The organism is Rhodococcoides sp. S146-33 (assembly GCF_059489205.1).
Map to the genome: position 1 here is coordinate 1144299 of NZ_JCAJWY010000002.1, position 25472 is coordinate 1169770.

General features: G+C 64.9%; 23 protein-coding genes. 9 read left to right on the forward strand and 14 right to left on the reverse strand.

Annotated elements, in window-relative coordinates:
• The first annotated feature begins 17 nt into the window (after positions 1–17).
• Entirely contained in the window at positions 18–755 is a 738-nt protein-coding gene (locus AC5WEY_RS13910; RefSeq protein WP_495646272.1) for a DUF3159 domain-containing protein, read from the forward strand.
• On the opposite strand, the gene AC5WEY_RS13915 is transcribed toward AC5WEY_RS13910, so the two are convergent.
• Together AC5WEY_RS13915 and AC5WEY_RS13920 are read right to left on the reverse strand one after the other, a co-directional pair.
• On the reverse strand, positions 729–1388 hold the full coding sequence (locus AC5WEY_RS13915; protein WP_032377739.1) for a potassium channel family protein: 660 nt from the start codon (positions 1386–1388) through the stop codon (positions 729–731). The two genes, AC5WEY_RS13910 and AC5WEY_RS13915, sit on opposite strands and share 27 nt — an antisense overlap.
• A 49-nt stretch (positions 1389–1437) precedes the next feature.
• On the reverse strand, positions 1438–2103 hold the full coding sequence (locus AC5WEY_RS13920) for a potassium channel family protein (protein WP_495646273.1): 666 nt from the start codon (positions 2101–2103) through the stop codon (positions 1438–1440).
• A gap of 175 nt (positions 2104–2278) precedes the next feature.
• On the opposite strand from AC5WEY_RS13920, the gene AC5WEY_RS13925 reads away from it, so the two are divergent.
• Positions 2279–4276: an APC family permease gene (locus tag AC5WEY_RS13925; RefSeq protein WP_495646274.1), complete on the forward strand. Its 1998-nt coding sequence runs from the start codon at positions 2279–2281 to the stop codon at positions 4274–4276.
• Complete coding sequence (locus AC5WEY_RS13930) at positions 4273–5544, forward strand: class I SAM-dependent RNA methyltransferase (RefSeq protein WP_495646275.1); 1272 nt, start codon at positions 4273–4275, stop codon at positions 5542–5544. Before AC5WEY_RS13925 ends, AC5WEY_RS13930 begins: the two co-directional genes overlap by 4 nt.
• Before the next feature lie 137 nt (positions 5545–5681).
• Here AC5WEY_RS13930 and AC5WEY_RS13935 read toward each other — a convergent pair whose 3' ends face one another.
• Positions 5682–5834, reverse strand: coding sequence for a hypothetical protein (locus tag AC5WEY_RS13935; RefSeq protein ID WP_495646276.1), 153 nt, complete (start codon positions 5832–5834; stop codon positions 5682–5684).
• Positions 5835–5859: 25 nt separating this feature from the next.
• On the opposite strand from AC5WEY_RS13935, the gene AC5WEY_RS13940 reads away from it, so the two are divergent.
• Positions 5860–6381 carry a CGNR zinc finger domain-containing protein gene (locus AC5WEY_RS13940; protein ID WP_495646277.1) on the forward strand — a complete coding sequence of 174 codons (522 nt, stop codon included), beginning with the start codon at positions 5860–5862 and terminating at the stop codon, positions 6379–6381.
• Positions 6382–6406: 25 nt separating this feature from the next.
• Here the strand turns inward: AC5WEY_RS13940 and AC5WEY_RS13945 are convergent, their stop codons facing one another.
• Together AC5WEY_RS13945 and AC5WEY_RS13950 are read right to left on the reverse strand one after the other, a co-directional pair.
• Positions 6407–7246 carry an ABC transporter permease gene (locus AC5WEY_RS13945; RefSeq protein ID WP_057478607.1) on the reverse strand — a complete coding sequence of 280 codons (840 nt, stop codon included), beginning with the start codon at positions 7244–7246 and terminating at the stop codon, positions 6407–6409.
• The gene (locus tag AC5WEY_RS13950) at positions 7243–8283 is read right to left on the reverse strand and encodes an ATP-binding cassette domain-containing protein (protein WP_495646278.1); all 1041 of its coding nucleotides are present in this window, start codon (positions 8281–8283) and stop codon (positions 7243–7245) included. Before AC5WEY_RS13950 ends, AC5WEY_RS13945 begins: the two co-directional genes overlap by 4 nt.
• Before the next feature lie 182 nt (positions 8284–8465).
• Between AC5WEY_RS13950 and AC5WEY_RS13955 the strand changes: the two genes are divergently transcribed.
• Both AC5WEY_RS13955 and AC5WEY_RS13960 read left to right on the forward strand, forming a co-directional pair.
• Positions 8466–9209 (forward strand): sigma-70 family RNA polymerase sigma factor, encoded by a 744-nt coding sequence (locus AC5WEY_RS13955; RefSeq protein WP_495646279.1) that lies wholly within the window; start codon positions 8466–8468, stop codon positions 9207–9209.
• Positions 9206–9964, forward strand: a complete 759-nt coding sequence (locus tag AC5WEY_RS13960) for an anti-sigma factor (RefSeq protein WP_495646280.1) — start codon at positions 9206–9208, stop codon at positions 9962–9964. Before AC5WEY_RS13955 ends, AC5WEY_RS13960 begins: the two co-directional genes overlap by 4 nt.
• 39 nt (positions 9965–10003) lie before the next feature.
• Here AC5WEY_RS13960 and glsA read toward each other — a convergent pair whose 3' ends face one another.
• The gene (gene glsA / locus AC5WEY_RS13965) at positions 10004–11830 is read right to left on the reverse strand and encodes a glutaminase A (RefSeq protein ID WP_495646281.1); all 1827 of its coding nucleotides are present in this window, start codon (positions 11828–11830) and stop codon (positions 10004–10006) included.
• A 177-nt stretch (positions 11831–12007) separates the two neighbouring features.
• Between glsA and dxs the strand changes: the two genes are divergently transcribed.
• A complete protein-coding gene (dxs, locus tag AC5WEY_RS13970; protein WP_495646282.1) occupies positions 12008–13888 on the forward strand; it encodes a 1-deoxy-D-xylulose-5-phosphate synthase in 1881 nt (626 codons plus the stop codon).
• Between the two features lie 14 nt (positions 13889–13902).
• Here dxs and AC5WEY_RS13975 read toward each other — a convergent pair whose 3' ends face one another.
• From AC5WEY_RS13975 to AC5WEY_RS14010, 8 genes are all read right to left on the reverse strand, one after another.
• Positions 13903–14172, reverse strand: coding sequence for a YciI family protein (locus AC5WEY_RS13975; protein WP_495646283.1), 270 nt, complete (start codon positions 14170–14172; stop codon positions 13903–13905).
• Position 14173: 1 nt separating this feature from the next.
• Positions 14174–15571 (reverse strand): sugar porter family MFS transporter, encoded by a 1398-nt coding sequence (locus tag AC5WEY_RS13980; protein WP_032377749.1) that lies wholly within the window; start codon positions 15569–15571, stop codon positions 14174–14176.
• 218 nt (positions 15572–15789) lie between these two features.
• On the reverse strand, positions 15790–16536 hold the full coding sequence (locus AC5WEY_RS13985) for an SDR family oxidoreductase (RefSeq protein ID WP_495646284.1): 747 nt from the start codon (positions 16534–16536) through the stop codon (positions 15790–15792).
• A gap of 95 nt (positions 16537–16631) precedes the next feature.
• Positions 16632–17486 carry an RNA polymerase sigma factor SigJ gene (gene sigJ, locus AC5WEY_RS13990; RefSeq protein WP_495646285.1) on the reverse strand — a complete coding sequence of 285 codons (855 nt, stop codon included), beginning with the start codon at positions 17484–17486 and terminating at the stop codon, positions 16632–16634.
• A gap of 97 nt (positions 17487–17583) precedes the next feature.
• Entirely contained in the window at positions 17584–19689 is a 2106-nt protein-coding gene (locus AC5WEY_RS13995; protein ID WP_495646286.1) for a 3-hydroxyacyl-CoA dehydrogenase NAD-binding domain-containing protein, read from the reverse strand.
• The gene (locus AC5WEY_RS14000; protein WP_057478614.1) at positions 19686–20912 is read right to left on the reverse strand and encodes a thiolase family protein; all 1227 of its coding nucleotides are present in this window, start codon (positions 20910–20912) and stop codon (positions 19686–19688) included. Before AC5WEY_RS14000 ends, AC5WEY_RS13995 begins: the two co-directional genes overlap by 4 nt.
• Before the next feature lie 72 nt (positions 20913–20984).
• Entirely contained in the window at positions 20985–22280 is a 1296-nt protein-coding gene (locus tag AC5WEY_RS14005; RefSeq protein ID WP_495646287.1) for an HRDC domain-containing protein, read from the reverse strand.
• A gap of 40 nt (positions 22281–22320) precedes the next feature.
• Entirely contained in the window at positions 22321–22920 is a 600-nt protein-coding gene (locus AC5WEY_RS14010; protein WP_495646288.1) for a DUF3000 domain-containing protein, read from the reverse strand.
• Positions 22921–23045: 125 nt separating this feature from the next.
• Between AC5WEY_RS14010 and hemE the strand changes: the two genes are divergently transcribed.
• Together hemE and AC5WEY_RS14020 are read left to right on the forward strand one after the other, a co-directional pair.
• A complete protein-coding gene (gene hemE, locus AC5WEY_RS14015) occupies positions 23046–24119 on the forward strand; it encodes a uroporphyrinogen decarboxylase (RefSeq protein WP_495646569.1) in 1074 nt (357 codons plus the stop codon).
• A complete protein-coding gene (locus tag AC5WEY_RS14020) occupies positions 24116–25471 on the forward strand; it encodes a protoporphyrinogen oxidase (protein WP_495646289.1) in 1356 nt (451 codons plus the stop codon). The genes hemE and AC5WEY_RS14020 overlap by 4 nt, the downstream gene beginning before the upstream one ends.
• The last annotated feature ends 1 nt before the right edge of the window (position 25472 follow it).

Consider the following 25472-nt stretch of genomic DNA (forward strand, 5'->3'; position numbering starts at 1 on the left):
ATGGCACTCTCGTTGTCGTGACCAACAGTGACGATGCCGTACCACCTCCCGCGACGCCGGAACCCGCGACCGATGCGACGACGTCGGAGAGCGTCGAGAAGGTGGCCCCGACCGTACTGGAACAGCTCGGCGGTCTGAGCGGGCTCGTCTATTCCACGTTGCCGGTCATCGTGTTCGTTCCGGCGAACAGTTTCTTCGGGCTCGGCGTCGCCTTGTGGTCCGCACTCGGGGTCGCCGCTGCAGTTCTGGTGTGGCGTCTGATTCAGCGCACACCCATTCAGCCCGCGATCTCGGGCTTCTTCGGCGTCGGCATCTGTGCGTTCATCGCGTACCGAACCGGAGATGCCAAGGGCTACTTCCTGTTCGGCATCTACACATCGCTGGTCTACGGCGGGGCCTTCGTGTTGTCGGTGCTCGCCCGCTGGCCGCTGGTCGGAGTCATCTGGGGCTACCTCAACGGCAAGGGAACCACGTGGCGTCGCAACCGCTCGGCTGTGCGTTTCTACGACGTGGCGACGATCGCGTGGGCAGCGGTGTTCGCTGCCCGATACGTCGTCCAGTCGCAGCTCTACGATTCGGATCAGACCGGCTGGCTGGCCGTTGCACGAATCGGGATGGGTTGGCCGCTCACCGGAGTGGCGCTGCTGGTCACGCTCTGGGCTGTGCGACGGGCCGATCACACGCTCGAGGTTGCCTCGAGTGTGGATCGGACCGACGGAACCCTGCCGTCAGATCAGGCCGACCGCAGCACGTAGTTCGTTCTCCACTTCTTTGGCCGCGACGAACAGTAGTTCGTCGCCGCCCTCGAGTGGATCGTCGTGCTGCGGCACGATCACCCGGCCGCCGCGCAGAATCGTCACCAAGGCGGCGTCCCTGGGCAATTGGAGCTTCCGGACCGGCTTTCCTGCGAGCGGAGTGTTCTCCGGGAGCGTGATCTCGACGAGGTTCGCCTGGCCCTTTCGGAACGTCATCAGATGCACGAGGTCTCCGACCGAGACTGCCTCTTCGACCAGCGACGCGAGCATCCGCGGCGTCGATACCGCGACGTCGACGCCCCATGCGGAATCGAACAGCCACTCGTTGCGTGGGTCGTTGACTCGGGCGACGACACGATCGACACCGAACTCGGTTTTGGCCAGCAGGCTGAGCACCAGGTTGGCCTTGTCGTCGCCGGTAGCAGCGATCACCACGTCGTAGTTCTCGAGATGAGCGGCTTCGAGCAGGCTCAGCTCGCATGCATCGGCCAGCACCCATTCGGCTTCCGGCACTGCTGCTTGATCGACGTGGTCGAGTTTGCGTTCGAGGAGCATCACGTCGTGTTCGCTGCGGATGAGCTCGCGTGCGATGGACCTGCCGACTGCGCCGGCACCGGCGATGGCGACTTTCATGGCTTCCCGTTCGGGTCGGTGGGGGAGATGAGGTACGTGCGGGTGTGCATCAGTCGTCCGACGGCGGCGGGTTGCCCGCCAACGCGATGGCCTCGGCGACGGTGCCTGAGACAGCGGCGACGTAGACCTCGTCACCGGCCTGGATGACGGTGCGCTTGTCCGGTAGCAATCCGACGCCGAAGCGGATGACGAATGCCGCCCGCGACCGCGTCGACTCTTCGAGGACCGAGAGCTTCTTGCCGATCCAGGCGTCGTGGAAGTCGAGGAGCACAACGGCCACGCTGCCGGACGGATCGCGCCATTTCGTGGTCGGGTCGTCACGAAGCAGGTTGTGCAGAAATCGGTCGGTCGCCCACGGCACCGTGGCCACCGTAGGGATGCCGAGGCGTTCGTAGACGGCGGCGCGTTTGGCGTCGTAGATCCTCGCGACCACTTTGTCCACGCCGAACGTCTCGCGCGCGACGCGGGCGGAGATGATGTTCGAGTTGTCGCCCGAGGACACGGCGGCGAACGCCTCGGCCTTCTCGATTCCCGCACTCACCAACACATCTCGGTCGAACCCCATGCCGACGACGCGATGTCCAGCGAAGTCCGGGTCCAGGCGCAGAAAGGCTGTTTCGTCGCGGTCGATGATCGCTACCTCGTGGCCGATGCGCTCGAGCGCCCCGGCCAGCGAGGCGCCGACGCGGCCACATCCCATCACAACTACGTACAACGCCCAGCTCCGTCCCGATCTCGATGGTCGACCACTGTCGACCGACACTGCCACTACGGGCAGGCGTGCACCAACGTATCGGGGATTCGTCACCGGATCGACCGAGGGTCGGTTTCGACGCAGTTTCGGGCGCGTGGTTGAGACGTCCGCAGGCGGACGGCCTACGCTTCTGTCCGTGTCCAAGGTCTCGACTGCCGCCAAGCGGCTAGTGCTCGGTAAGCCGTTCCGTAGCGACAAGCTCGGTCATACGTTGCTTCCCAAGCGGATCGCGTTGCCGGTGTTCGCCTCGGACGCCATGTCGTCGGTGGCCTATGCACCGGAAGAGATCTTCCTGGTGCTGTCGGTGGCGGGCATTTCGGCGCTCACGTTCACTCCGTGGATCGGTCTCGCAGTGTGCGTGGTGATGGCCGTCGTCGTGGCCAGCTACCGACAGAACGTGCACGCCTACCCTTCCGGCGGCGGTGACTACGAGGTTGCGACCACCAACCTCGGGCCGGCCGCCGGTCTGACGGTCGGCAGCGCGCTGATGGTCGACTATGTGCTGACCGTGGCGGTGTCGATCTCGGCGGCCGCGTCCAACATCGGGTCGGCGGTGCCCTTCGTGGCCGAGCACAAGGTGCTGTTCGCAGTGGTGGCCATCGTCTTGGTCACCTCTGTCAACCTCCGCGGCATCCGGGAATCAGGCACGGCGTTCGCGATTCCGACGTACGCCTTCATGGGCGGCATGTTCTTGATGCTGGGGTGGGGCCTGTTTCGGGTCTACGTTCTCGGCGACGACATCCATGCCGAATCGGCGGCCTTCGATCTGAAGGCCGAGGATTCGCACCTGTACGGCATTGCGTTCGCGTTCCTGGTAGCGCGTGCGTTCTCGTCCGGTTGTGCGGCACTGACCGGTGTGGAGGCGATCAGCAACGGGGTACCGGCCTTCGAGAAGCCGAAGTCGCGCAACGCAGCCACGACGCTGCTTCTGCTCGGCGTGATCGGCATCACGCTGCTGATGGGCATCATCGTGCTCGCGCAGAAGATCGGTATCAAGTACGCCATGGACCCCGACTACCAATTGGTCGGCGCGCCGGAGGGCTACGAACAGAAGACGCTCATCGCTCAGTTGGCGGAGGCGGTCTTCAGCGGATTCCCCATCGGATTCTTCTTCATCACCACCGTCACCGCCCTCATCCTCGTTCTTGCGGCCAATACGGCGTTCAACGGTTTCCCGGTACTCGGCTCGGTGCTGGCGCAGGATCGCTACCTCCCGCGGCAGCTGCACACACGCGGTGACCGCCTGGCCTTCAGCAACGGCATCCTCTTCCTGTCCGGAGCCGCGATCGTCTTCGTCGTCGTGTTCGGTGCCGAGGTCACCAAGCTCATTCAGCTCTACATCGTCGGCGTGTTCGTGTCCTTCACCCTCAGTCAGACCGGGATGGTTCGGCACTGGACCCGATTGTTGTCGACCGAGACCGATCCCGAGCAGCGCCGCCGCATGCAACGGTCACGAGTGGTCAACGGTGTGGGTCTGGGAATGACCGGCACCGTCCTCGTCATCGTGCTGATCACCAAGTTCGCGGCGGGCGCATGGATCGCGATCGTCGCCATGGTGGCGATCTTCATCCTGATGCGCATGATCAGGAAGCACTACGACACCGTGGCGCGCGAGCTCGAGAACGAGGAATGGGACGGAGTTCTCCCCAGCCGAACCCACTCGATCGTGTTGGTGTCGAAACTGCACATGCCGACACTGCGAGCGTTGGCGTACGCGCGGGCGACCAGGCCCGACAACCTCGAAGCAGTAACCGTCAACGTCGATGAGGCCGACACCCGTGCGCTGGTGCGCGAATGGGAAGCAAGCGACGTATCGGTGCCGCTCAAGGTCGTCGAGTCGCCCTATCGAGAGGTGACCAAACCGGTTCTGGACTACGTCAAGCGTGTTCGACGCGACTCACCGCGTGATGTCGTCACCGTCTTCATCCCCGAATACGTCGTGGGTCACTGGTGGGAGCAGGTCCTGCACAACCAGAGTGCGCTGCGACTGAAGTCCCGCCTGCTGTTTCAACCCGGAGTGATGGTCACCAGCGTGCCCTGGCAGTTGCGTTCGTCCGAGAAGGCCAAGCGCGAGGTGCTCGGCAACGCACCGGGTGCGTCGCGTCGCGGCTACGAGCCCCCGGCGGGCAAGTGACCGAGAGCTGGTTCGGCCTGCTGCTCGAGGTCGAAGTCGGTGCGCCGGGCCACGGTGGGTTCTGCGTGGCTCGCCACGAAGGTCGAGTCGTGTTCGTTCGTCATGGGCTGCCCGGTGAGCGGGTGGTGGCCCGGGTGACCGAGGACCGAGGCGGATCGTTCTGTCGAGCCGATGCCGTCGAGATCCTGTCGGCGTCCGCGGACCGGGTGGACACGCGCTGTCCCATCGCCGGACCGGGCGGCTCCGGCTGCTGCGATTACTCCCACGCGACTGCCGATGCGGGTCGTCGGATGAAGTCGTTCGTCGTCGCCGAGCAACTTCGACGCGTCGCCGGTCTCGAGCGCGAGGTGCGCGTCGAGGAATTGCCGCGGACCGGCGACGGCACCGGGTGGCGCACCCGCGTTCGACTTGCCGTCGATTCCGGCGGGCGGCCGGGCTACCACCGCTATCGCAGTAGTTCGATCGTCAACGCATTATCTTGTCCGCAAATGGATTCCGCAGCGTTCGAGGGATTGTCGGACCAGCAGTGGCGGCCGGGTGCCGAACTGCAAGTGGTGCTCGACGGAGCCGGTACGCGGCACGTCGTAGAGATCGCACCGGCTCAGCTGTCGACCACCGGGCGCAGATCCCCGGGTCGCCGCGGGGCATCGGCCCGTCGGGCAGCGTCGTCTCGGGCGCGAGCGGAGAAGGCCGTGATCGGGTCGGGCCGGGTGACGGAATACGTCTCGGACAGGGCCTGGACCCTCGACGCCACCGGCTTCTGGCAAGCCCATCGAGGTGCTGCCCAGGTCTACACGGACGTGGTGGCGGAATGGGCGGACACGTCTCCGGGCGACGGTGCTTGGGACCTGTACGGCGGTGTCGGGGTGTTCGCGGCGTCTCTCGCCGAGGGGGTAGGGCCGGAAGGGCACGTGACCAGCGTCGAGTTCTCCCGCCGGGCGGCCGAGGACGGGCGTTCGGCTCTGGCCGACCTCACGCAGGTCTCGTTCGTGCCGGGACGCGTTGAGCGTTCGATGGATGCGTTGGCCGAACCCGTGGCGGTAGCGGTGCTCGATCCACCTCGCGCGGGAGCTGGACGCGAGGTGATCGACGCCCTCGCAGCCAGAGGTCCTCGTTCGGTGGTACACGTCGGCTGTGACCCCGCGTCGTTCGCTCGAGATGTGAGCCTGTACCGCGGTGCGGGATACGAGCTCACCGACATCCGTGCCTTCGACGCGTTCCCGCTGACCAGTCATGTGGAGTGCATCGGACGTTTCGTCAAAAAATAGGGTTGCTTACCGATGAAAAGGTCGGTGTCGTGCCGACCCGGTGATCGCGAGGTCCTACGCGACCAACTCGGCATTGTCGATCGGTTACGCCCTCGACACCGTGGTGCCCGAGGTGGCGCGCACTCTGCAGTGATCGGTCAGGCATGACGGGCAACCTCGGCGACGGGTGCGAAGCTCTCGGTGGGGACCGAGACGATGCGCTGGGCTCCGCATCGGCAGCCCTGGTATCCGACGAGACCCTCGCTCGTGGGGTGGGTGGAGTGGGTGGTCCAGGTGTGTTCGGTGTGCATGCGTCCACTGTGATGTAATGGTCTTGTGCATATCAACCCTTACGGCGAATACGCGGTGAAACTCGGTATCGACCTGCTCAACGCGCCGCCCACCACGGCGACCGAACTGGGCGAACGCTGCGTCGATGCGGGCCTGGTTCCCGATTGGACGGCGACCGACGCCGATCTGGCCGACACGCTGGACTTCCTGGGCCAGTGGGCGCGTGTCGTGGACGCGGACACAGAGACCGACCGGGCCGAGGCGCTCAACGTCCTACTGGCGCAGGCGGCCGCGTACCCGAGGTTGACCGACCACGCGGGAGACGGTTGGCACATGCACTATCGCGATCCCAATATCGCCCTCGGCGGGGTCATCCGGGCTCTGGTGAGCGTCGGCACCGCGTTGCATCTGACGGGGCGCGGCATGTCCCGCCTCTCTCGCTGCGCCGCGACCGACTGCTCGCTCGCATTTGCCGACACGTCGCGAACGGGCACGCAGCGGTACTGCGGAACGGTGTGTTCCAACCGCGACGCGGTGCGCCGGCATCGAGCGCGCGCAGCGTCCTGACCGGCTGAGATGTCGAACTGCCGCGTCAGGACTTTCTGTTGTACAGCCGCATCGTGATCGGTCCGAACACCGCCAGCAGAACGGCGCACAGCACCAGTGTCACTCCCAACTGGCCCGTGTCGAGATCGCCCTGCATCAAGCCGCGCAGAGACGTCACCAAGAAGCTGACCGGGTTGACGTCCACGAACGCACGCAGCCAACCCGGCATCGTGTTGGGGTCGACGAAGATGTTGCTCGCGAATGTGAGCGGGAACAGGATGAACATCGACACACCCATCACTGCCGCCTCGGTGCGCACGATCATGGCGATCATCGTCCAGATCCAGGACAGACAGAACGAGAACATCAGCAGTAGAGCTATCGAGGCGACGATGCCGACCAGGCCACCCTGCGGCCTGAACCCGAGGACGAAGCCCAGGATCAGCACGATCACCGAGGCGAGCGTATAGCGCACCACGTCGCCGAGCAGCGCGCCGACCAACGGTGACGGACGCCAGATCGGCAACGAGCGGAAACGATCGAACACGCCCTTCTCGATGTCCTTGTTCATCGTGACGCCGGTGTACATCGTGATCATCACCACGGTCTGCACCAGAATGCCGGGAAGCAGGAACTGAATGTATGCGTCGGTCGAGCCGGCGAGTGCGCCGCCGAACAAGTACGTGAACAGCAGCGTGAACATGATCGGGAAGGCCGTCACGTCGAACAACTGCTCGGGCACGTGCTTGATCTTGAGCAGGGCCCGCCACCCGAAGCTCAACGACGTGGACAGCGACGAGGGCCGCGGGGGACGGGGCCCACCGGCACCGAGCACGTCGATGATGGTCGAGGCCTTCGGAGTCGACTGCTGCGCTTCGGCGGTCACGACGCCACCTCTCGGTCGAGTTCGGTTGCAGGCTCCACTCCCGCCTGATGGGTCGTTCCTGCAGGCTCCACTCCCGCCCGATGGGTCGTTCCTGCAGGCTCCACTCCCGCCTCATGCCCGGTGAGGGCAAGGAACACCTCGTCCAAGCTCGGTTGGCCGAGTGTGAAGGACGCGACGGAAATTCCCGCCGTCTCGAGTGCAGGCAACACGGGCGCGGCCTGTGCCGGGTTGTCGAGACGCGCCGTGACTGTCGACGGATCCAGATCCTCCGTGACGGTGCCGCCGAGCAGATCTCGCAGGATCTGCGCGGCCGCAGTTCGTTGCGCGGCATCGAGAACACGGAGGTGAAGCGAGTTCGATCCCACCGATGCTTTCAACTCGCCGGTCGTACCTTCCGCGATGACCTTGCCGTGGTCGATGACCGCGACACGCCCGGCCAATTGATCGGCCTCGTCGAGATACTGGGTTGTCAGAAGCACCGTCGTCCCGCCCGCCACCAATGCACGGATGATCTCCCACACGTGGTTTCGGCTGCGTGGATCGAGTCCGGTGGTGGGTTCGTCCAGAAATATCAGCTCGGGAGTGACGATGATGCTGGCGGCGATGTCGATGCGTCGGCGCATTCCGCCGGAGTAGGTTTTGACCTGCCTCGGCCCGGCGTCGGCAATGTCGAACGCGGCCAGCAACTGCTCGGCCCGCGACCGGGCGGCTGGTCGTGAATATCCGAGCAATCGGGCGAGCAGAACCAGATTCTCCGTACCGGTCAGATCCTCGTCCAACGAGGCGAATTGGCCTGTCAGAGCGACCTTCTGCCGAACGGCCTCGGGTTCGCTCGCCACGTCGTGCCCCAAGACGCGCGCGCTACCGCCGTCGATCGGGAGCAGGGTGGCAAGCATTCGGATGGTCGTGGTCTTGCCTGCACCGTTGGGCCCGAGGACGCCGTAGACCCCACCGGACGGGATGGACAGATCGACGCCGTCGACGGCGACGTTCGCCCCGAAACGCTTGACCAGACCGCGTGTCTCGATGGCCGCCATGTCTCTCGATTCCTCCGGTGGGCCGATCGCCCGATTACCCACGATTGTCCGATTCTCCACCAAGGATGAATCGCGGTCCAGTTCGGTGCAAACGAATTTGTGTACCCGAACCATCCTTCGGCCGGTTTGTTCCGAATATGTACCGCGGCGGGAAAACGCGGAGGTTTCGATATGAGAGCACTATGACCACTAGTGTCGTGTTCGATGAACTCGATCATGAACCCGTCTGTTGGGACGACCTTTCGATGAGCGCGCCGTTGTCCGGATCGTCGGATGCCGGCCGTGACCGGTTGCCCGACGCTGCCGAGGGCTATACGGACGACAGCGCCGTCTGCGCCGTACCCAGTCCACAGTTGAAGAATCTGCGAGCCGACGAGACGGACCGTCTTCGGCGGTTGATGGCATCGGTTGCCCAGGGTGATCGAGCGGCATTCGCAGATTTGTACGACGCCACGTCCGCGCGCGTCTACGGCATGGTGCTGCGAGTGCTTCGCGACCCGGGATACAGCGAGGAGACCGCGCAGGAGGTGTTCCTCCAGATCTGGCGCGCAGCACCGAATTACGACCCGAATCAGGGGAGTCCACTCGCCTGGATCATGACGCTGGCTCATCGCCGCGCCGTCGATCGAGTTCGCAGCGAGCAGTCGGGTACCGACCGTGAGGCGGCGTACGGCGCAGTGAGCCACACACCCGAACACGACGAAGTGCTCGAGACGGTGACGCAACGGCTCGAATCGGAGGCCGTGGTGGCCTGCCTCGAAACTCTGACCGATACGCAGAGCGAGTCGGTACGAATGGCTTACTACAGCGGTTACACCTATCGCGAAGTTGCGGAACGGCTCGGGGTCGCCGTTCCTACCATCAAGTCGCGCATACGAGACGGATTGATCAAATTGAAGAATTGCCTGGGGGTGATCCCGCAATGAGCGAATCGTCACGGCAACGACTCCTCGACGACGCGGAGGTCTATGCCCTGTACGCGACCACCGAAGCCGAGCGACGCGATATCGAAACCGAACGGCTGCGCGTCGACGACACCGCACGCGCTCAGTTCGACGTTCTCGTCACCGAGATCCACGAGACTTTGGCGTTGGCCGCCGCGGTCGACGCGGCACCTGCCCCGGCCCGACTACGTAGCGACGTGCTCGCTCGAGTTGCCTCGAGCGGTCAGGAACCCACGGTTCGTGAGCTCCCGCCGAATGTCACTCCGCTGCACCGGCATCGACGTGAGAGCTCGAAATCCTGGCGCTATTCGATGATGTCGGCTGCTGCCGCCGTGGTTGTCGCTGTCGGCGGCGTGGTGGTCGTCACGCAGACGATGGGTAACGATGCCCAGCCGTCGCAGGCCGATCAGATCGTGGCTGCGCCCGATGCGCGTCAGGCGTCGGCGGAGTTCCCCGGTGGCGGCTCGGCAACCGTGTCGTACTCGCTCTCCCAGGATGCTGTCGTCGTCGATCTCGACAGAGTTCCGCAGCCACCGCCCGGCCGCGTCTACCAAATGTGGTTCGTGGACGGTTCACCGAGATCCGCCGGTGTGGTGAGCGAGGATCAGCTCACCTCCGAGAACGGCACGGTGGTCGACGGTCTCGGATCATCGACGAACTTCGCCTTCTCCCTCGAGCCGGTAGGTGGCTCCCCGCAGCCCACCGAAGTGCTCACCATGCTGACGCTGGGTGCCTGACCGACATCAGGCGCATTCCGGGCGGTTCGGCCTTCGGTCTCACATGCCGAAGTCGAACCGCCCGAGCGTTTTGATCACCGCGGCCATCTGGCCGTACGCACCGGTGGCGAGATTTTCCAACAGAGACAGTTTGACCTCGGGCGCGTCGCGAGTGAGTGCCTCGAAGTGCCGGACCGAGACCACCACCAGATCGACCGGTGTATCCGCGACCATATCGAGAAGAAACGGCACGGCCATCAGTAACGGCATCTCGCCGAAGCTCATTCCGGGCGACAGCGTGGTGATTCGATGTGTGCCGCCGTCGGCCGCCAGGGCCGTGGACGTCACTTCGCCGCGCAGCATGAGGAACAGGCCGGCGGCAGCGTCGCCCCGCCGTACGATGACGTCACCGCGGGAATAGTGCCGCTTCTCCAAATACGGTGTCACCGCTTCCAGCTGAACATCCGACAGTCCGGCCAGCAGCGGGTGTTCGGCGGCTGTGATCTGGGTCGGCTGTCGCAGACCTGCGCAGTGCCGATCCAGCAGGAGGTTCTCGGCCCACTGGATGGCCGAACCCAGGCTCGAATAGACCCGGCCCGCCGGATCGGCCGGGTCGAGACTCGAGCTGGTGTGTCCCATGATCGCCCTCGGATCCACCAGACACACCACGCAGCCGTGTTCGGCGAGATCCTGGCGCAGATCCTCGAACATCGTGCGCGCGATGTCACTGACCTCGTCGACACCACGCACATCGATCACGAGGGCGTCGAGTTCTCGGTCCAGGTCGCCGATCTCCCGCACGGCGGTCTCGGCACCGGAGAACAACAGATCTCCGTGCAGCTCGTACACGCGGGCGCGGTCTCCCACTGCGGCCAAGGCGGCTTGTTCGACGTCGGAACGCCGCTTTCGCGACGGTGCCTCGGTGAGTACGTACCTGCGGCGAATCGACGACTTCGCCGCACGTGTGACATGAAGAAAGTGCAGTTCGAGGCGGTTCGACAATTCCCGGCAGGCGGCGACACCGCGAACGCTGTTCCCGTGGGAGTCGAGTCGCGGTGAGTAGACGGCGATGCCCATCTGTCCCGGGAGCACCGCGAGGATCCCGCCCCCGACACCGCTCTTGGCGGGCATTCCCACTCGGGCCACCCAGTCGCCCGCGCCGTCGTACATCCCGCACGTCGTCATCACCGACAACACCCGTTCGACGAGAACCGGTGCCAGCGCGCGTTCTCGAGTCCGTGGATTGACACCGTTGTTGGCCATGGTGGCCGCCATCATCGCGAGGTCCGCCGCGGTCACGTCGATCGAACACTGGCGAAAGTAGAGGTCGACGGCCGCGTCCGGGTCGTGATCGATGATGTCGAACGAACGGAGCATGTATCCGATCGCCCGGTTCCGATTACCGGTTCGCGCCTCCGAACGGTAGACGGCGTCGTTGAAGCTGAGGGATCTCCCGGCATATCGCGAGTACGAGGCGCGGATACGCTCGAAGCGATCCTGCGGTGTCCGGCCTGCGATGAGAGATGCCGACGTGATGGCACCCGCGTTGATCATCGGGTTTCGCGGTCGCTCGGTGACGGGGTCGAGGCTGATCTCGTTGAACGGCTCACCCGACGGCTCGATGTCGATCTTGTTCGCGACGGCGTGGAGCCCGCGGTCGGCCAACGCCAGCGCATAGGTGAACGGCTTGGAAATCGATTGGATCGTGAAGGGGAGTCGAGTGTCTCCGACCTCGTAGACGTAACCGTCGGTGGTGGTCAGTGCTATTCCGAAGCCGTCCGGCGTGACGGCGGCGAGCTCGGGGATGTAATCCGCTACCTGACCGGTCGTGTCGTCTCTGCACATTTCGTGAACTCGGCACAGGATGGCATCGACGACGTTGCTCATGGTCGTCACTGTATGTGGTGTCCTGTGGATCACCGTCGAGGTTAGGGGCGGCTGATCTGGGGCACCTCGGAGTTCGACGGTAGTGTCACCGACACCACGCTGGGCGGAGCGGCGCGGGGACGACAACTCCGTAGACTGAATTGTCCAGTGTTTTTTCGGCCGGAGGGAGCGATCTCGTTGGGTGTCCTAGCGCGAATTCAGACGCCCGAGGACTTGCGCGACCTCGGTAGTACAGAGCTGGCCGAGTTGGCCCGCGAGATCCGCGCATTTCTCGTGGAGAAGGTGTCTGCCACGGGTGGCCACCTCGGGCCGAATCTGGGCGTGGTGGAGCTGACGTTGGCGATCCACCGCATCTTCGATTCACCGCGTGATCCCGTCATCTTCGACACCGGTCACCAGGCCTACGTTCACAAGATGCTCACCGGGCGGACCGGCTTGTTCGACACACTCCGCAAGCAGGGTGGTCTGTCGGGCTATCCGTCCCGGACCGAGAGCGAACACGACTGGGTCGAGTCCTCGCACGCGTCGGCCTCCCTGTCCTACGCCGACGGGTTGGCCAAGGCGTTCGCGCTCAAAGGCGAGACCGATCGGCACGTGGTCGCCGTTGTCGGCGACGGCGCTCTCACCGGCGGCATGTGCTGGGAAGCGCTGAACAACATCGCAGCCGGGCACAATCGATCGTTGGTCATCGTCGTCAACGACAACGGCCGCTCCTACGCCCCGACCATCGGCGGACTTGCCGATCATCTCGCGGCGCTACGACTGCAGCCCGAGTACGAGAAAATGCTGGACAACGGGCGCCGTATCGTGCGCAAGATGCCGGTAGTCGGGCCCACCGCGTACCGGATGCTGCACGGCGTGAAAGCCGGCGTGAAGGACGCCCTCAGTCCCCAGGTGATGTTCACCGATCTCGGCATCAAGTACCTGGGCCCGGTCGACGGCCACGATCAGCACGCAATGGAATCCGCTCTGCGCCGAGCCAAGGCGTACGGCGGACCGGTCATCGTTCACGCAGTGACGCGCAAGGGTATGGGCTACGTCCATGCCGAGAACGACGTCGCCGATCAGATGCACGCCACCGGAGTCATCGATCCGGCGACCGGACTTGCTCGATCGAAATCGGCTCCGGACTGGACCTCGGTGTTCTCCGCAGCGCTCATCGAGCAGGGTGAGCAGAACGAGGACGTCGTTGCGATCACCGCGGCAATGGCCGCGCCGACCGGGCTCGCTGCGTTCGGCGTTCGATTCCCCGACCGATTGTTCGATGTCGGAATCGCCGAGCAGCATGCAATGACATCGGCTGCCGGGCTCGCACTCGGTGGGATGCATCCAGTGGTCGCCATCTACTCGACATTCCTCAATCGCGCGTTCGATCAGTTGCTGATGGATGTGGCCTTGCTCGGACTTCCGGTCACTGTGGTGCTGGACCGTGCGGGAGTCACCGGTGCCGACGGTGCCAGCCACAACGGCATGTGGGACATGTCTCTGCTCGGCATCGTTCCCGGAATGAAAGTAGCGGCACCGCGTGACGCCGAGACTCTGCGCGAAGAGCTTGCCGAGGCGATCGCTACGTCCGACGGACCCACTGCACTGCGGTTTCCGAAAGGTGCTGTCACCGAGACCGTCTCGGCCGTCCGGCGACTGGACGGAATCGTCGACGTATTGGCCGAGCCAGCGGATGCGACCGGCGACGTCTTGATCGTTGCGGTCGGTGTGTTCGGTTCACTCGCCCTCGAGGCTGCGAAGAAACTTCGGCACGACGGTCTGTCGGTGGCCGTCGTCGATCCACGCTGGGTGCTCCCGATTGCGCAGTCGCTGCTGAAGCTGGCCGAGGACTACCGACTGGTCGTGACCATCGAGGACAGCGGTCTGCACGGGGGCATCGGATCTGCCCTCTCGGCGGCTCTGCGAGGAGCAGGCGTCGACACTCCGTGCCGCGATCTCGGTGTGCCACAACGATTCTTGGATCACGCGTCGCGTGAACAACTGCACCACGAACTCGGTTTGACGTGTGAGGACGTCGTGCAGCGGGTTTCGGATTGGGCCAAGAGTCTTTGATTGCCGGCGACGGGCTATGCGCCCGTCGCCCATTCGCTGACGCGAACGTGCTCGATGAGATGCGCGAGTGCGAACGGGTCGTGTGCGAACATGCGTTCCACGCTTTCCTTGTCCGTACCCTCGACGATCATCGTTGCGCCACTGTGATCGGCGCGTGGGCTCGACGATCGAAGGATCTTGCGACGCTCCAGTTCTCGTAACCAGGCGCGGTGGTCGGTCCGGTGATCGTCACGGCCGGAGGATGTGTCGGGTGCGTAGTCGTATTCGACGACGAACGTAGGCATGTCAGATCACCATGTCCTCGAGCTCCATGCCCTTGGTCTCCCTTATCTTGTACTTGACGAAGAAGAACGACAGGATCGCAAAGAACGCGAAGAACGAATAAATGAATCCGAGTCCGATGGTGTCGGACAACGGGGGGAATGCCAGGGTGATGGCGAAGTTCGCAACCCAATTTGCCGCGGTACTGATGCCGAGTGCGACGGCACGCATTCGGTTGGGGAACATTTCGCCGAGCATCACCCACATGATCGGACCCCAGGTAGCGGCGAAGAAGACGACGAACAAGTTCGCCCCCACCAGGGCGACGGGACCCCACGGCGACGGCAACTCCAGCTGGTCACCGCTGCCCACTGCCTGAGTGAACGACACGGCTGCCAGTACCAGGCCCACGAACATTCCGATCGAGCCGATCATCAAGAGGTTCCGGCGTCCGAATCGATCGACGAACAAGATGGCGACGAACGTCATCGAGACGTTGATGACGGAGGTGATGACCGAGGTGACGAACGACTGATTCTCACTGAATCCCACGGACTTCCACAGTGTCGTCGAGTAATAGAAGATTGCGTTGATACCGACGAACTGTTGCAGTATCGCCATCGTGATGCCGACCCAGACGATGGGTTGCAGACCGAATTTGGGTCCGCGGATATCGCCGAACGACGACGTGGACTCGCGGCGCAAGGTCAGTCGGATTTCTTTGACCCGCTCGTTCGGATTCACTTCTCCGGAGATTTCACCGAGGATGCGTGCCGCCTCCTCGTCGAGGTGCTTGCCGACGAGGTATCTGGGCGACTCGGGGATGAGGGTGGCGAGAAAGCCGTAGACGAGAGCGGGTGCCACTCCGACCAGGAACATCCATCGCCAGGCTTCGAGGCCGAACCACAGATCGTTCGACGGACCGCCGGCCGCGTTCTGCAGCACCGCATCCGAGAGGAGAGCGGCGAAGATGCCGATTGTGATCGCGAGCTGCTGCAACGATGCCAATCCGCCGCGATAACGAGCCGGCGCTATTTCCGAGATGTAAGCGGGTGCGATCACCGACGCGATGCCGATGCCCAGTCCGCCGAGCACTCGCCAGAGCATCAGATCCGGGACGCTGAAGGCGAACCCGGATCCCACGGACGAGATGGTGAACAGGGCGGAACCGAGCAGCATCACTTTCTTGCGGCCCCAGCTGTCGGCGAGCCGGCCGGCGAACCAGGCACCGACCGCACAGCCGAGGAGCGCGATGGCTACCGCGAAGCCGGTGACGAACGACGACAGGGCGAAGTTTTCCTGAATGGAATCGACCGCACCGTTGACCACGGACGAATCGAATCCGAACAGGAAGCCGCCGACGGCCGCGGCAATGGTGACTCCGATAACTTTGGCGGTGTACCGATCTGTTGATTGCGTCATCGCACGACCCAGCTTTCGAGGTAAACCAGCGTCCATGGTGGTCGTTCGCCATCATCGTCCTCGCGTCTGAGCCATGGGAGCGAAATGGGCCTCCATTTCCACTTCGGTCGGTCTGGGTTCACGAAAAGGGTGAATTGTCCGATATCGATCCGCCGAACTCGAAATTATGGACGGTAATTCACTGAAATCCGTTCACAACGTCGAGTTCGGCGGCACGATCATTGTTCTCGAGCGGCCAACCATTGGTCGAAGGTCTGTCGACCGTGATCCGAATCGGTTGTGGTGACCAGGGTTCCGTCGCGCATGGCGCGACCGTACGCGCCGGGAATCGGAAGCTCGAGCACCAGACCTCGGGCACCGATCGTCCGTGCGTACCTACGAACCATCTCTGCCATTCGTTCTTCCCGCGGTCCACCGAGGTCGGCGACTCGGCCGGCCGGGGACTTCTCTGCCAAATCGATCAATCGCTCGGCTACCTCTCGCGCGGCGATCGGCTGGGAGACCATCTTCGGAATGATGCTCACCGGACCGAACGACATCTGCGAGCGGATCTGGCCGGCGAATTCGTGGAACTGAGTGGCCCGGAGAATTGTCCACGGCACTGTCCCGGCGCGAATAATGCGTTCCTGCTTCACCTTTCCGGCGTAGTACGCATGCGGAGCCTTGTCTATCCCCACGATGGACAGCGCCAGGTGATGGCCGACACCGGCTTCGATCTCCGCCGCCAGCAAATTGCCGGTAACGGCATCGAAGAACGCCGTCGACTCCTTCGCGGAGACGTTCTGCGTCGACGCGACATCGATCACCGCGTCGACGCCGGACAATGCGCCGCACAGTCCTGAGCCGTCGACCAGATCCACACCCGCTGATCGGGACAGAACGACGACCTCGTGTCCGCGTTCGTGAGCGACATCGACGACATGCACTCCTACGGTTCCTGTTCCACCTGCTATGGCTAGCTTCATCACGTCTCCACCTGTTCGTCGAATCGGTCCAGGACCCGACGAGTGGCGGGTCTCGACTGTATGACGACGCAGCGGGCACAGATGTTTGGCAGCGATCAGGTCCAGTGCCGGAGCTTGTCCGGGTTGAGCACGATCCAGACGTCGACCACCACACCGTTCAGGACGTCGAAGCCGATGACGCCGAACACCTGGCCGTCACGTCGAATCACGATGCCGGCCATGGAGTTGACCGGTTCGATGTTCCAGTCCATGCCGGCTGCCTTGGCGGCGATGCCGCGGACGAAGCGAGCGACTCTGTCCGAGCCCACCACAGCATTGCGCGCCGCAGAGACGCGGCCGCCCCCATCGCTGATCAGGGTGACGTCGGGTGCGAGCACCGAGACAAGCGACGTGAGGTCTCCGCTGCCCGAGGCGGACGCGAACGCGCGGACGACGTGATCGTGCTCGATGGGGTCGGCTGAGGTGAGGTGGCGGCTGTGCACCTGTTTTCGGGCAGCCGACGCGAGCTGGCGGCATGCTGCAGGGGAGCGGTCGAGCACGGCTGCGATCTCGTCGAACGGCAAGGCGAACGCGTCGTGCAGGACGAATGCGACTCGCTGCGCCGGAGAGAGCGATTCGAGAACGACAAGAAGCGCGAGTGTCACCGATTCCTGTTGCGTCACTCGATCGGCCGGATCCGTGGCACCCTCGGGGGCGATGGTCTCCACGGGCTCAGGTAGCCACTGACCGACATAGTTCTCGCGTCGCACGCGGGCCGATCCGAGGACATCGAGACAGATGCGGCTCACAACGCGGGTGAGCCACGCTGCGGGAACGTCGATGGCGTCCCGTTCGACATCGGTGAGTCGGTACCACCGGACCAAAGCCTCGGACGCAGCGTCTTCGGCGTCGCTGTAGGACCCCAGCATTCGATAGCCGATGCCGATCAGCCGACTGCGTTCGTTGTTCATCGGATCGCACCCTAGCGCGAGCGAGCACTGCCGAGTTCGAGGTTATGGACGAAAATCCGGAGAAATCCGTCCACAACCTCGAACTCGGCGGGAAAAGCTAGACGCTGGCTACCCCGGGCGCAAGGAAGCGCTGGCCGGTTGCGGCCTCGGAAGCGCCGCTGCGATCCAGGTACGGGGTGATGCCGCCGTTCCAGAATCCGAAGCCGCCGCCCAGGAGCAGGCAGAGGTCGATGTCCTCGGCCGCCGCGACGACGCCTTCGTCGAGCATGATCCGAATTTCGTCGGCGAACGCGTTGCGGGTGCGCTCGAGAACCTGCTCGGCCGTCGACGGCGAATCACCCTGCGGCCACAGGGCAGCGACCTCGGGATCGACGACCTGGCCCTCCGGGCCGTACGTCCAGACGCCGGGCTTCTTCGCCTCGACGAGCGCACGGAATCCGGGGGAGTCCTTGAACCGCTCCGGGTATGCCTCGCCGAGGGTTTCGGCGGTGTGCAGAGCGACCGCCGGGCCGACGAGCGCAAGCAGGGTTAGCGGGCTCATCGGCATTCCGAGTTCGCCCACAGCGCCGTCGGCGACATCGAACGGTGTGCCCTCGTCGATGGCACTGATGATCTCGTTCGACGCGCGCGTGACGAGACGGTTGAAGACGAATCCGGGGAGATCTGCCGACAACACGGCCGACTTCTTCAGGGTCTTGGCCGTCGCGAATGCCGTTGCGAGGGTGGCATCGTCGGTCTTCTCGCCCTTGACGACCTCGAGCAGCGGAAGAACGGCCACAGGGTTGAAGAAGTGGAAGCCCACGACCCGCTCGGGGTGCTTCAGGTCCGCAGCCATCTTCGTGATCGACAACGAAGACGTGTTGGTCGCGAGAATCGTTTCGGCAGAGACGAATTCCTCGACCTCGGCAAACACCTTCTTCTTGACGTCGAGGTTCTCGAACACGGCCTCGATGACGAAGTCGGTGTTCGCGAAGGCGGATTTGTCGATCGAGCCGGATACCAACGCCTTCAATCGATTTGCGGCATCGGGGGACAGGCGCTTCTTGCCGAGAAGCTTGTCGATCTCGCCGTGGACGTAGCCGACACCCTTGTCGATGCGCTCCTGATCGATGTCGGTGAGGATCACCGGCACCTTCAACTGGCGCACGAACAGCAGTGCCAGCTGGCTGGCCATCAAGCCGGCACCGACGATGCCGACGCCGGAGATCTTGCGTGCCAACGACTTGTCGGGTGCACCGGCGGGACGCTTCGCGCGCTTCTGCACCAGATCGAAGGCGTACAGGCCGGCACGGAGCTCGTCCTTGACCAGCAGCGTGGACAGGGCCTCGTCCTCGGCCGCGAAGGCCTTGTCGAGCGAGGCCGAGTCGGTGATGTCGGTGCTCTTGGCGAGCTCGAGCAGCTCCACCGCGGCGACGGGGCCGGGGGCGAAGTTGTTGGTCTTGCCGGCCACGATTCCCTTGGCTCGGGCGATGGCGTCGTCCCAGGCCTGGCCGCGGTCGATCTCGGGACGGTTGGGGACGATCTCACCCTTGATCACCTGAGCGGCCCACGCCAGGGACTGCTCCAGGAAATCGGCTCCGCCGAAGAGGGCGTCGGCGATGCCGAGGTCGAGTGCCTGCTGGGGCTTGAGTACGCGGTTCTGGTTCAGCGCGTTCTCGATGACGACGGTGACGGCGTTCGAGGCACCGATGATGTTGGGCAGCAACTGAGTTCCGCCCCATCCCGGTACCAGGCCGAGGAAGGCCTCGGGCAGGCCGAGGGCAGCGGCATTCTCCGCGACCGTCCGGTAGTGCGAGTGCAGTCCCACTTCGAGGCCGCCGCCGAGCGCGGCACCGTTGATGAACGCGAACGTCGGAATCGTCGACTCGCGCAGGCGGCGGAAGACCTTGTGGCCGAGCTGCCCGATCTGGAGCGCCTCATCCTTGGTCTTGATGTTCGGCACACCGTTGAGGTCGGCACCCACGGCGAAGATGAACGGCTTACCGGTGACGGCGATGGCCACCGGGTTCGCTGCGAATGCCTCGTCCAGTGCGGCGTCGAACTTGGCGAGTCCGCCGGGACCGAAGGTCGACGGCTTGGTGTGATCGAAGCCGTTGTCCAGGGTCACCAGTGCGATGGAGCCGTCGAGCCCCGGTACGGACACGATCTTGGTGAAGGCGTTCGTGACTACCTCGTCGGTGAACGCTGTGGTGATGTCGCTCATGCCTTCGCTCCTGAGTAGTCAGCGTGGTTGGGGTTCTCCCAGATGACGGTGCCGCCCATGCCGAGACCGATGCACATGGTCGTCAGGCCGTAACGGACGTCGGGCTGCTGAGCGAACTGGCGGCTCAGCTGGGTCATCAGGCGGACGCCCGAGGATGCCAGGGGGTGGCCACATGCGATGGCGCCTCCCCACTGGTTGACGCGGGGATCGTCGTCGGCGATGCCGTAGTGCTCGAGAAATGCGAGAACCTGGATGGCGAAGGCCTCGTTGATCTCGAAGAGGCCGATGTCGTCGATACTCAATCCGGTTCGGCCGAGCAACTTTTCGGTGGCGGGAACCGGGCCGATGCCCATGACGGCCGGGTCGACGCCGGCGAAGCTGAAGCCGACCATTCGCATACCGATGTTCAGGCCGAGCTCGTGCGCCGTGTCCTCACCGGCGAGGATCGCGGCGGTGGCACCGTCGTTGAGTCCCGCGGCGTTGCCAGCGGTGACGCGACCGGCAGGACGGAACGGAGTCTTGAGCTTCGCGAGATCTTCCAGCGAGGTGCCGGGACGAGGCGGTTCGTCCTCGGTGGCCAGGCCCCACCCTGCGGCGGACTTGGTGGCGACGGGCACGAGGGTGTCGGCGATGTAGCCGGCCTTCTTCGCTGCTTCGTACTTGTTCTGACTCGCGACGGCATAGGCGTCGGTGCGGTCCTTGGTGATGCTCGGGAACCGGTCGTGCAGGTTCTCGGCGGTGTTACCCATCACCAGGGCACTGGGATCGACGAGCTTGTCGGCGAGGAAGCGCGGGTTGGGATCGACACCCTCACCCATCGGGTGGCGGCCCATGTGCTCGACGCCACCGGCGATGACGACGTCGTACTGGCCGAAGCCGATGCCCGAACCCGTGGTGGTCACCGAGGTCATCGCACCCGCGCACATGCGGTCGATGGCGAATCCGGGGACGCTGCGGGGGAGTCCGGCCAGCAGTGCGGACGTGCGGCCGATGGTCAGCCCCTGGTCGCCGGTCTGCGTGGTCGCGGCGATGGCGACCTCGTCGATGCGCTCGGGAGGAAGGTTGGGGTTCTTGCGAAGGAGTTCGCGGATTGCCTTGACGACGAGGTCGTCTGCGCGAGTGTCGGCGTACATGCCCTTGGGGCCTGCTTTGCCGAACGGGGTACGGATGCCGTCGACGAAGACAACATTCCTCTGTGAGCTGGTGGACGCGGGTACAGACACGCTTTTCGATCCTCCCGACAGATGCGGACGACTCGCCCGGGTGCCCGGACGCGCCACCTACTGTAGCGGGTATTACCCGTCGGTAACTTCGGAAGGGTGCAGTGCCTTTGCCAGAACCGGTACCACCAGCGACCGTTGCCAGGGGCGAGCGTGTCCCTCGGTCAACCGGGCATCGATCGTCTCTTCGGAATCGGCCCCTTCGTCCTCGGGAGTCCGCCAATCCCACACCAATCGGCGCAGCAGGTCCGGCATCAGGAGGTTTTCGACCGGAACCGACACCGACTCGCTGAGCTCGGTCATCGCCGCTCGTACCTCGGCCAGCCGGGCCGCCGCGTCGGGATCGCGGCGCGCCCATCGGTTGACCGGGGGCGGGCCGTCGAAAGATGCTGCCATGGAGGGCAACTCGGAGGTCGGGAGGGCCCGTGCACGTGTGAGCGCCGAGGCCCACAGCCGGGACGATCGACGCTGGCGAGGGCCGCCGAAGACAGGCAGTTGCTCGAGCTCGCGAGAGGTCTTCGGGTCCGCTGTCGCGGCGGCCACGATCGCCGAGTCCGGCAGCACACGGCTCGGTGCCACGTCACGTTTGGCCGCCAGTTCGTCTCGGGTGGTCCACAATTCGCGAACCGCAGCGAGCGTGCGGGGAGACTTGATCGCGTGAATCCCCGAGGTCCGACGCCACCTGTCGGTCTTGGGTTTGGGTGGTCCGAGAGCGAGGATGTGGGCGAATTCCTGTGCCGCCCAGTCCGTTTTGCCTTGTCTTTCGAGCTCCGCGGCCATCTCGTCGCGAAGCTCGAGCAGAACTTCGACGTCGAGCGCGGCGTAGTTGAGCCAGGTGTCGGGCAGGGGACGAGTGGACCAGTCGGCAGCGCCATGACCCTTCTGCAGCGCCAGCCCCAGGGTGCGTTCGACGATGGCACCGAGCCCGACGCGTTCGAAACCGGCGAGACGGCCGGCGAGCTCGGTGTCGTAGAGCGTCGCAGGGACCAGACCGAGTTCGGCCAGTCCTGGGAGGTCCTGATCTGCGGAGTGCAGCACCCATTCGAGCGGGTTGATCACCTCGGCGAGTGGACCGAGATCTCCGGTGACCGGGATCGGGTCGAGCAGAACGGTGCCGGCTCCACGCCGCCGAAACTGCAGCAGGTAGGCGCGCTGGGAGTATCGAAAGCCCGACGCGCGTTCGGCATCGACGGCGAGAGGCCCGTGACCTGCGGCGAGGAGCTTCGCAGCGGCGAGAACGGCGTCCGGTGTGTCCACGACATCGGGCACGCCGTCGGCCGGGGCGAGCAACGGAACGGCGACCGGCTCGTTGACCTGCTCGTCCGACGTGGCGTCGTCCGACGTGGTGTCGGTGGAACTATCGGCTGACATGGACAGTGACTCTAAGCCCTACGGTCGGTGGGTCCGGAGACTATGTCCGGCTGGAACTGCGTTGACCGAGGGTGGTGATGCCTGCCGGTGGCAGTCCCGCCGCGTACGCGAGAACCTCACAGAAGGCCTCGACGTGCGTCGAGAGGTCCTCGGACGTCGCTGTCCAGGACGCGCGAAGTTCGAGCTGATGGGCCTTGGGGGGACCGGCGATGTCGCCGTACCGCACCGAGCTGGTCGAGGTGACGGTCCCGCCGAGTGCATTGAGTGGTTCGGCGCGCGACTCCAATGCGTCCACCAGCCAGCTCCACCCGACCTCGGGAAGCATGGGATCCTCGGCGAGCGATTCGTCGACGTCCGCTTGTATGTAGGCGACCAGTCGAAGCGTCCCGTTCCAGGCTTCTGCACCGTCGGGGTCGTACAGGAGAATCAGGCGGCCGAACGCGTCGCCATCGCTCTGTTCGTCGACCTGCTCGGAATCAGGGTGCTTCACCTCGGCCCCGATCGCGTAGCTGTACGGCGCGAGTCGTTGCGGCGGCCGGATCGGACCGATTTCGATCGCCGGGTGTACCTGGGCCCGATGCATCGCGTCGATGGCGGCGCGGAAAGGCGCAGGTTCGGCGGTGGATTCGGGTTCGGTCACGTGATCGGACGTTAGACGCGTCACGTTGTACTGCGGCGGAGGCGCGCCGAGCCGTGATGGAACCGAAGTGGGTGTGTTGCCCTTGGTGGCAGGAACCTTCCTGACGCGTGGCAGCATGGAACCCGATGAACGCCGAAGCGCAGACCACAGCCCCCGCCCGTCGAGAACTCCCGGACGCGCCGTTCTTGGCCGCGATCGCCGGCAAAGAGCCCTCGCGTCGGCCGGTGTGGTTCATGCGCCAGGCCGGCAGGTCGCTCCCCGAATACCGAAAGATCCGCGCCGGCATCGGCATGCTGGATTCGTGCTTCCGCCCGGATCTGGTGGCCGAGATCACGCTGCAACCGGTCCGTCGACACGATGTGGACGCGGCAATCCTGTTCTCGGACATCGTGGTTCCACTCAAGGCTGCCGGAATCGATCTCGACATCGTGGCCGGCACCGGTCCCGTCGTGGCTCAGCCGGTGCGTTCGGCTGCCGATGTCGCGGCGCTCCCCGTACTGACCGCCGATCAGGTCGAGCCGGTAGCCGACGCGGTGCGGATCCTCACCCGGGAGCTCGCGAACACGCCGCTCATCGGGTTCGCCGGGGCACCGTTCACCCTTGCGTCCTACCTGGTCGAGGGTGGCCCCAGTCGGAATCACGAGAAGACCAAGGCGCTGATGCGCTCCGACCCGGCGACGTGGCATGCCTTGCTCGACGCGCTGGCCACCACGACGATCACGTTCCTGCAAGCTCAGTTGGCTGCCGGAGTGGACGCGGTGCAGGTGTTCGACTCGTGGGCGGGTGCGCTGTCGCTGGCCGACTACCGCGAGTACGTGCTGCCGCACTCGACGCGTGTGTTCGACGCCGTGTCCTCGGCCGGCGTGCCCAAGATCCATTTCGGGGTCGGTACCGGCGAGTTGCTCGGTGCGATGGGTGAGGCCGGTGCCGACGTGGTCGGTGTCGACTGGCGGATTCCGCTCGACGACGCCGTGCACCGGGTCGGCGGCGGCAAGGTGCTGCAGGGAAATCTCGATCCCGCGGTGCTGTTCGCCGGCTGGGATGCCGTCGAGGCCGAAGTTCGTCGCATCGCCGCCGAAGCGGACCGCGCGGTGGCGGCCGGTGCGCGCGGGCATGTGTTCAACCTCGGTCACGGAGTGCTCCCCGACACCGATCCAGAGATTCTGACCCGAGTGGTCTCGCTGGTGCATTCGTTGTGACGGCGCGGCGGTACGCCGTGGTCGGCGGCGGAATCTCCGGCCTCGTCGCGGCTTATCGCCTTCGACAGTCCTGTGGTCCCGACGCGGACATCACTCTCGTCGAGGCATCCCCTCGACTCGGTGGCACGCTGCGGACCACCGAGGTCGGTGCCGAGTCGCTCGATGTCGGCGCGGAAGCGTTCATCGGTCGTCGTCCGGAAGTACCGGCTCTGCTCGCCGAGCTCGGCCTGTCGGATCAACTGGTGCACCCGTCGTCGGCGCGTCCACTGGTCTACTCGGGCGGTCGGACTCACTCGCTTCCGCTCGGCACCTTGATGGGCATACCGTCCTCCGCCGACTCGGTGCGGGATCTGGTGGACCCAGAAGAACTGCACCTCATCGAGACCGAAACAACACGGCCGTTCACGTGGAACGCGGGCTCGGATGTCAGCGTGGCCGATCTCGTGGGCAGCCGGTTCGGCTCCCAGGTCGTGAGTCGTTCGGTCGACCCGTTACTCGGCGGTGTGTACTCCGGCTCGGCGAGTTCGATCGGGGTCCGGGCTGCATTGCCGACATTGGCAGCTGCATTGGACGCCGGTGCCGCGAACCTGACCGAGGCAGTGCTGGGCGCGCTGCCCACGCCGTCCCCGGGACCGGTGTTCGGCGGGCTGCGCGACGGCTATGCGGTGCTGCTCGACGCTCTGATCGCCGCGACCGATGCCCGAACGATCGTCGGAGCAGGCATCGACGAGGTACGCCATGAGGCGAGCGGCTGGTACGTCGATCGCGTGGGTGTAGTCGACGGCGTGGTCCTGGCGGTACCCGCGCCGGTCCTCGGCCATCTCATCGCCGCGGTAGCACCCGAGGCGTCGCGGGCCGCGCGCAGTATCGAGTTGGCGTCGTCTGTCGTCGTCGCGCTGGCTTTTCCGAAAGCGACCGAGCTGCCACAGAATTCGGGCATTCTCGTGGCGACGGACGCAGGCCTGGATGTCAAGGCATTCACGTTGTCGAGTCGGAAGTGGCCACACCTGGGGGAGCGTGACGCGGTACTGCTGCGGGCCTCGCTCGGCCGGTTCGGCGACTCCACGGCCACGGACCGATCCGACGAGGAGACCGTCGACACCGCGTTGAGGGATCTGCGAACGGTAGCCGGCATCGACGTGCGACCGCTGGCCGCGACCGTCCAGCGCTGGCCGGGCGGCTTGCCTCAGTACGCGCCCGGACACCTCGATCGCGTCGCCGCCGTCGAGTGCGGCGTCGCCGATCTACCCGGGCTCGAGGTCACCGGAGCCTGGCAGCGCGGCGTCGGTGTGCCCGCATGTATTGCGTCCGCCACCACCGCTGCCGCCCGTCTGGTCGAGGTGGCACGATAGG

Bases quoted from the DNA above. Each gene is read 5' to 3' on its own strand.
- AC5WEY_RS13955 (WP_495646279.1), top strand. From the start codon at position 8,466: ATGACCACTAGTGTCGTGTTCGATGAACTCGATCATGAACCCGTCTGT.
- AC5WEY_RS13935 (WP_495646276.1), bottom strand. From the start codon at position 5,834: ATGCACACCGAACACACCTGGACCACCCACTCCACCCACCCCACGAGC.
- AC5WEY_RS13960 (WP_495646280.1), top strand. From the start codon at position 9,206: ATGAGCGAATCGTCACGGCAACGACTCCTCGACGACGCGGAGGTCTAT.
- AC5WEY_RS13915 (WP_032377739.1), bottom strand. From the start codon at position 1,388: ATGAAAGTCGCCATCGCCGGTGCCGGCGCAGTCGGCAGGTCCATCGCA.
- AC5WEY_RS13985 (WP_495646284.1), bottom strand. From the start codon at position 16,536: ATGAAGCTAGCCATAGCAGGTGGAACAGGAACCGTAGGAGTGCATGTC.
- sigJ (WP_495646285.1), bottom strand. From the start codon at position 17,486: ATGAACAACGAACGCAGTCGGCTGATCGGCATCGGCTATCGAATGCTG.
- hemE (WP_495646569.1), top strand. From the start codon at position 23,046: ATGAACGCCGAAGCGCAGACCACAGCCCCCGCCCGTCGAGAACTCCCG.
- AC5WEY_RS13950 (WP_495646278.1), bottom strand. From the start codon at position 8,283: ATGGCGGCCATCGAGACACGCGGTCTGGTCAAGCGTTTCGGGGCGAAC.
- glsA (WP_495646281.1), bottom strand. From the start codon at position 11,830: ATGAGCAACGTCGTCGATGCCATCCTGTGCCGAGTTCACGAAATGTGC.
- AC5WEY_RS13995 (WP_495646286.1), bottom strand. From the start codon at position 19,689: ATGAGCGACATCACCACAGCGTTCACCGACGAGGTAGTCACGAACGCC.
- AC5WEY_RS13980 (WP_032377749.1), bottom strand. From the start codon at position 15,571: ATGACGCAATCAACAGATCGGTACACCGCCAAAGTTATCGGAGTCACC.
- AC5WEY_RS13975 (WP_495646283.1), bottom strand. From the start codon at position 14,172: ATGCCTACGTTCGTCGTCGAATACGACTACGCACCCGACACATCCTCC.
- AC5WEY_RS14005 (WP_495646287.1), bottom strand. From the start codon at position 22,280: ATGTCAGCCGATAGTTCCACCGACACCACGTCGGACGACGCCACGTCG.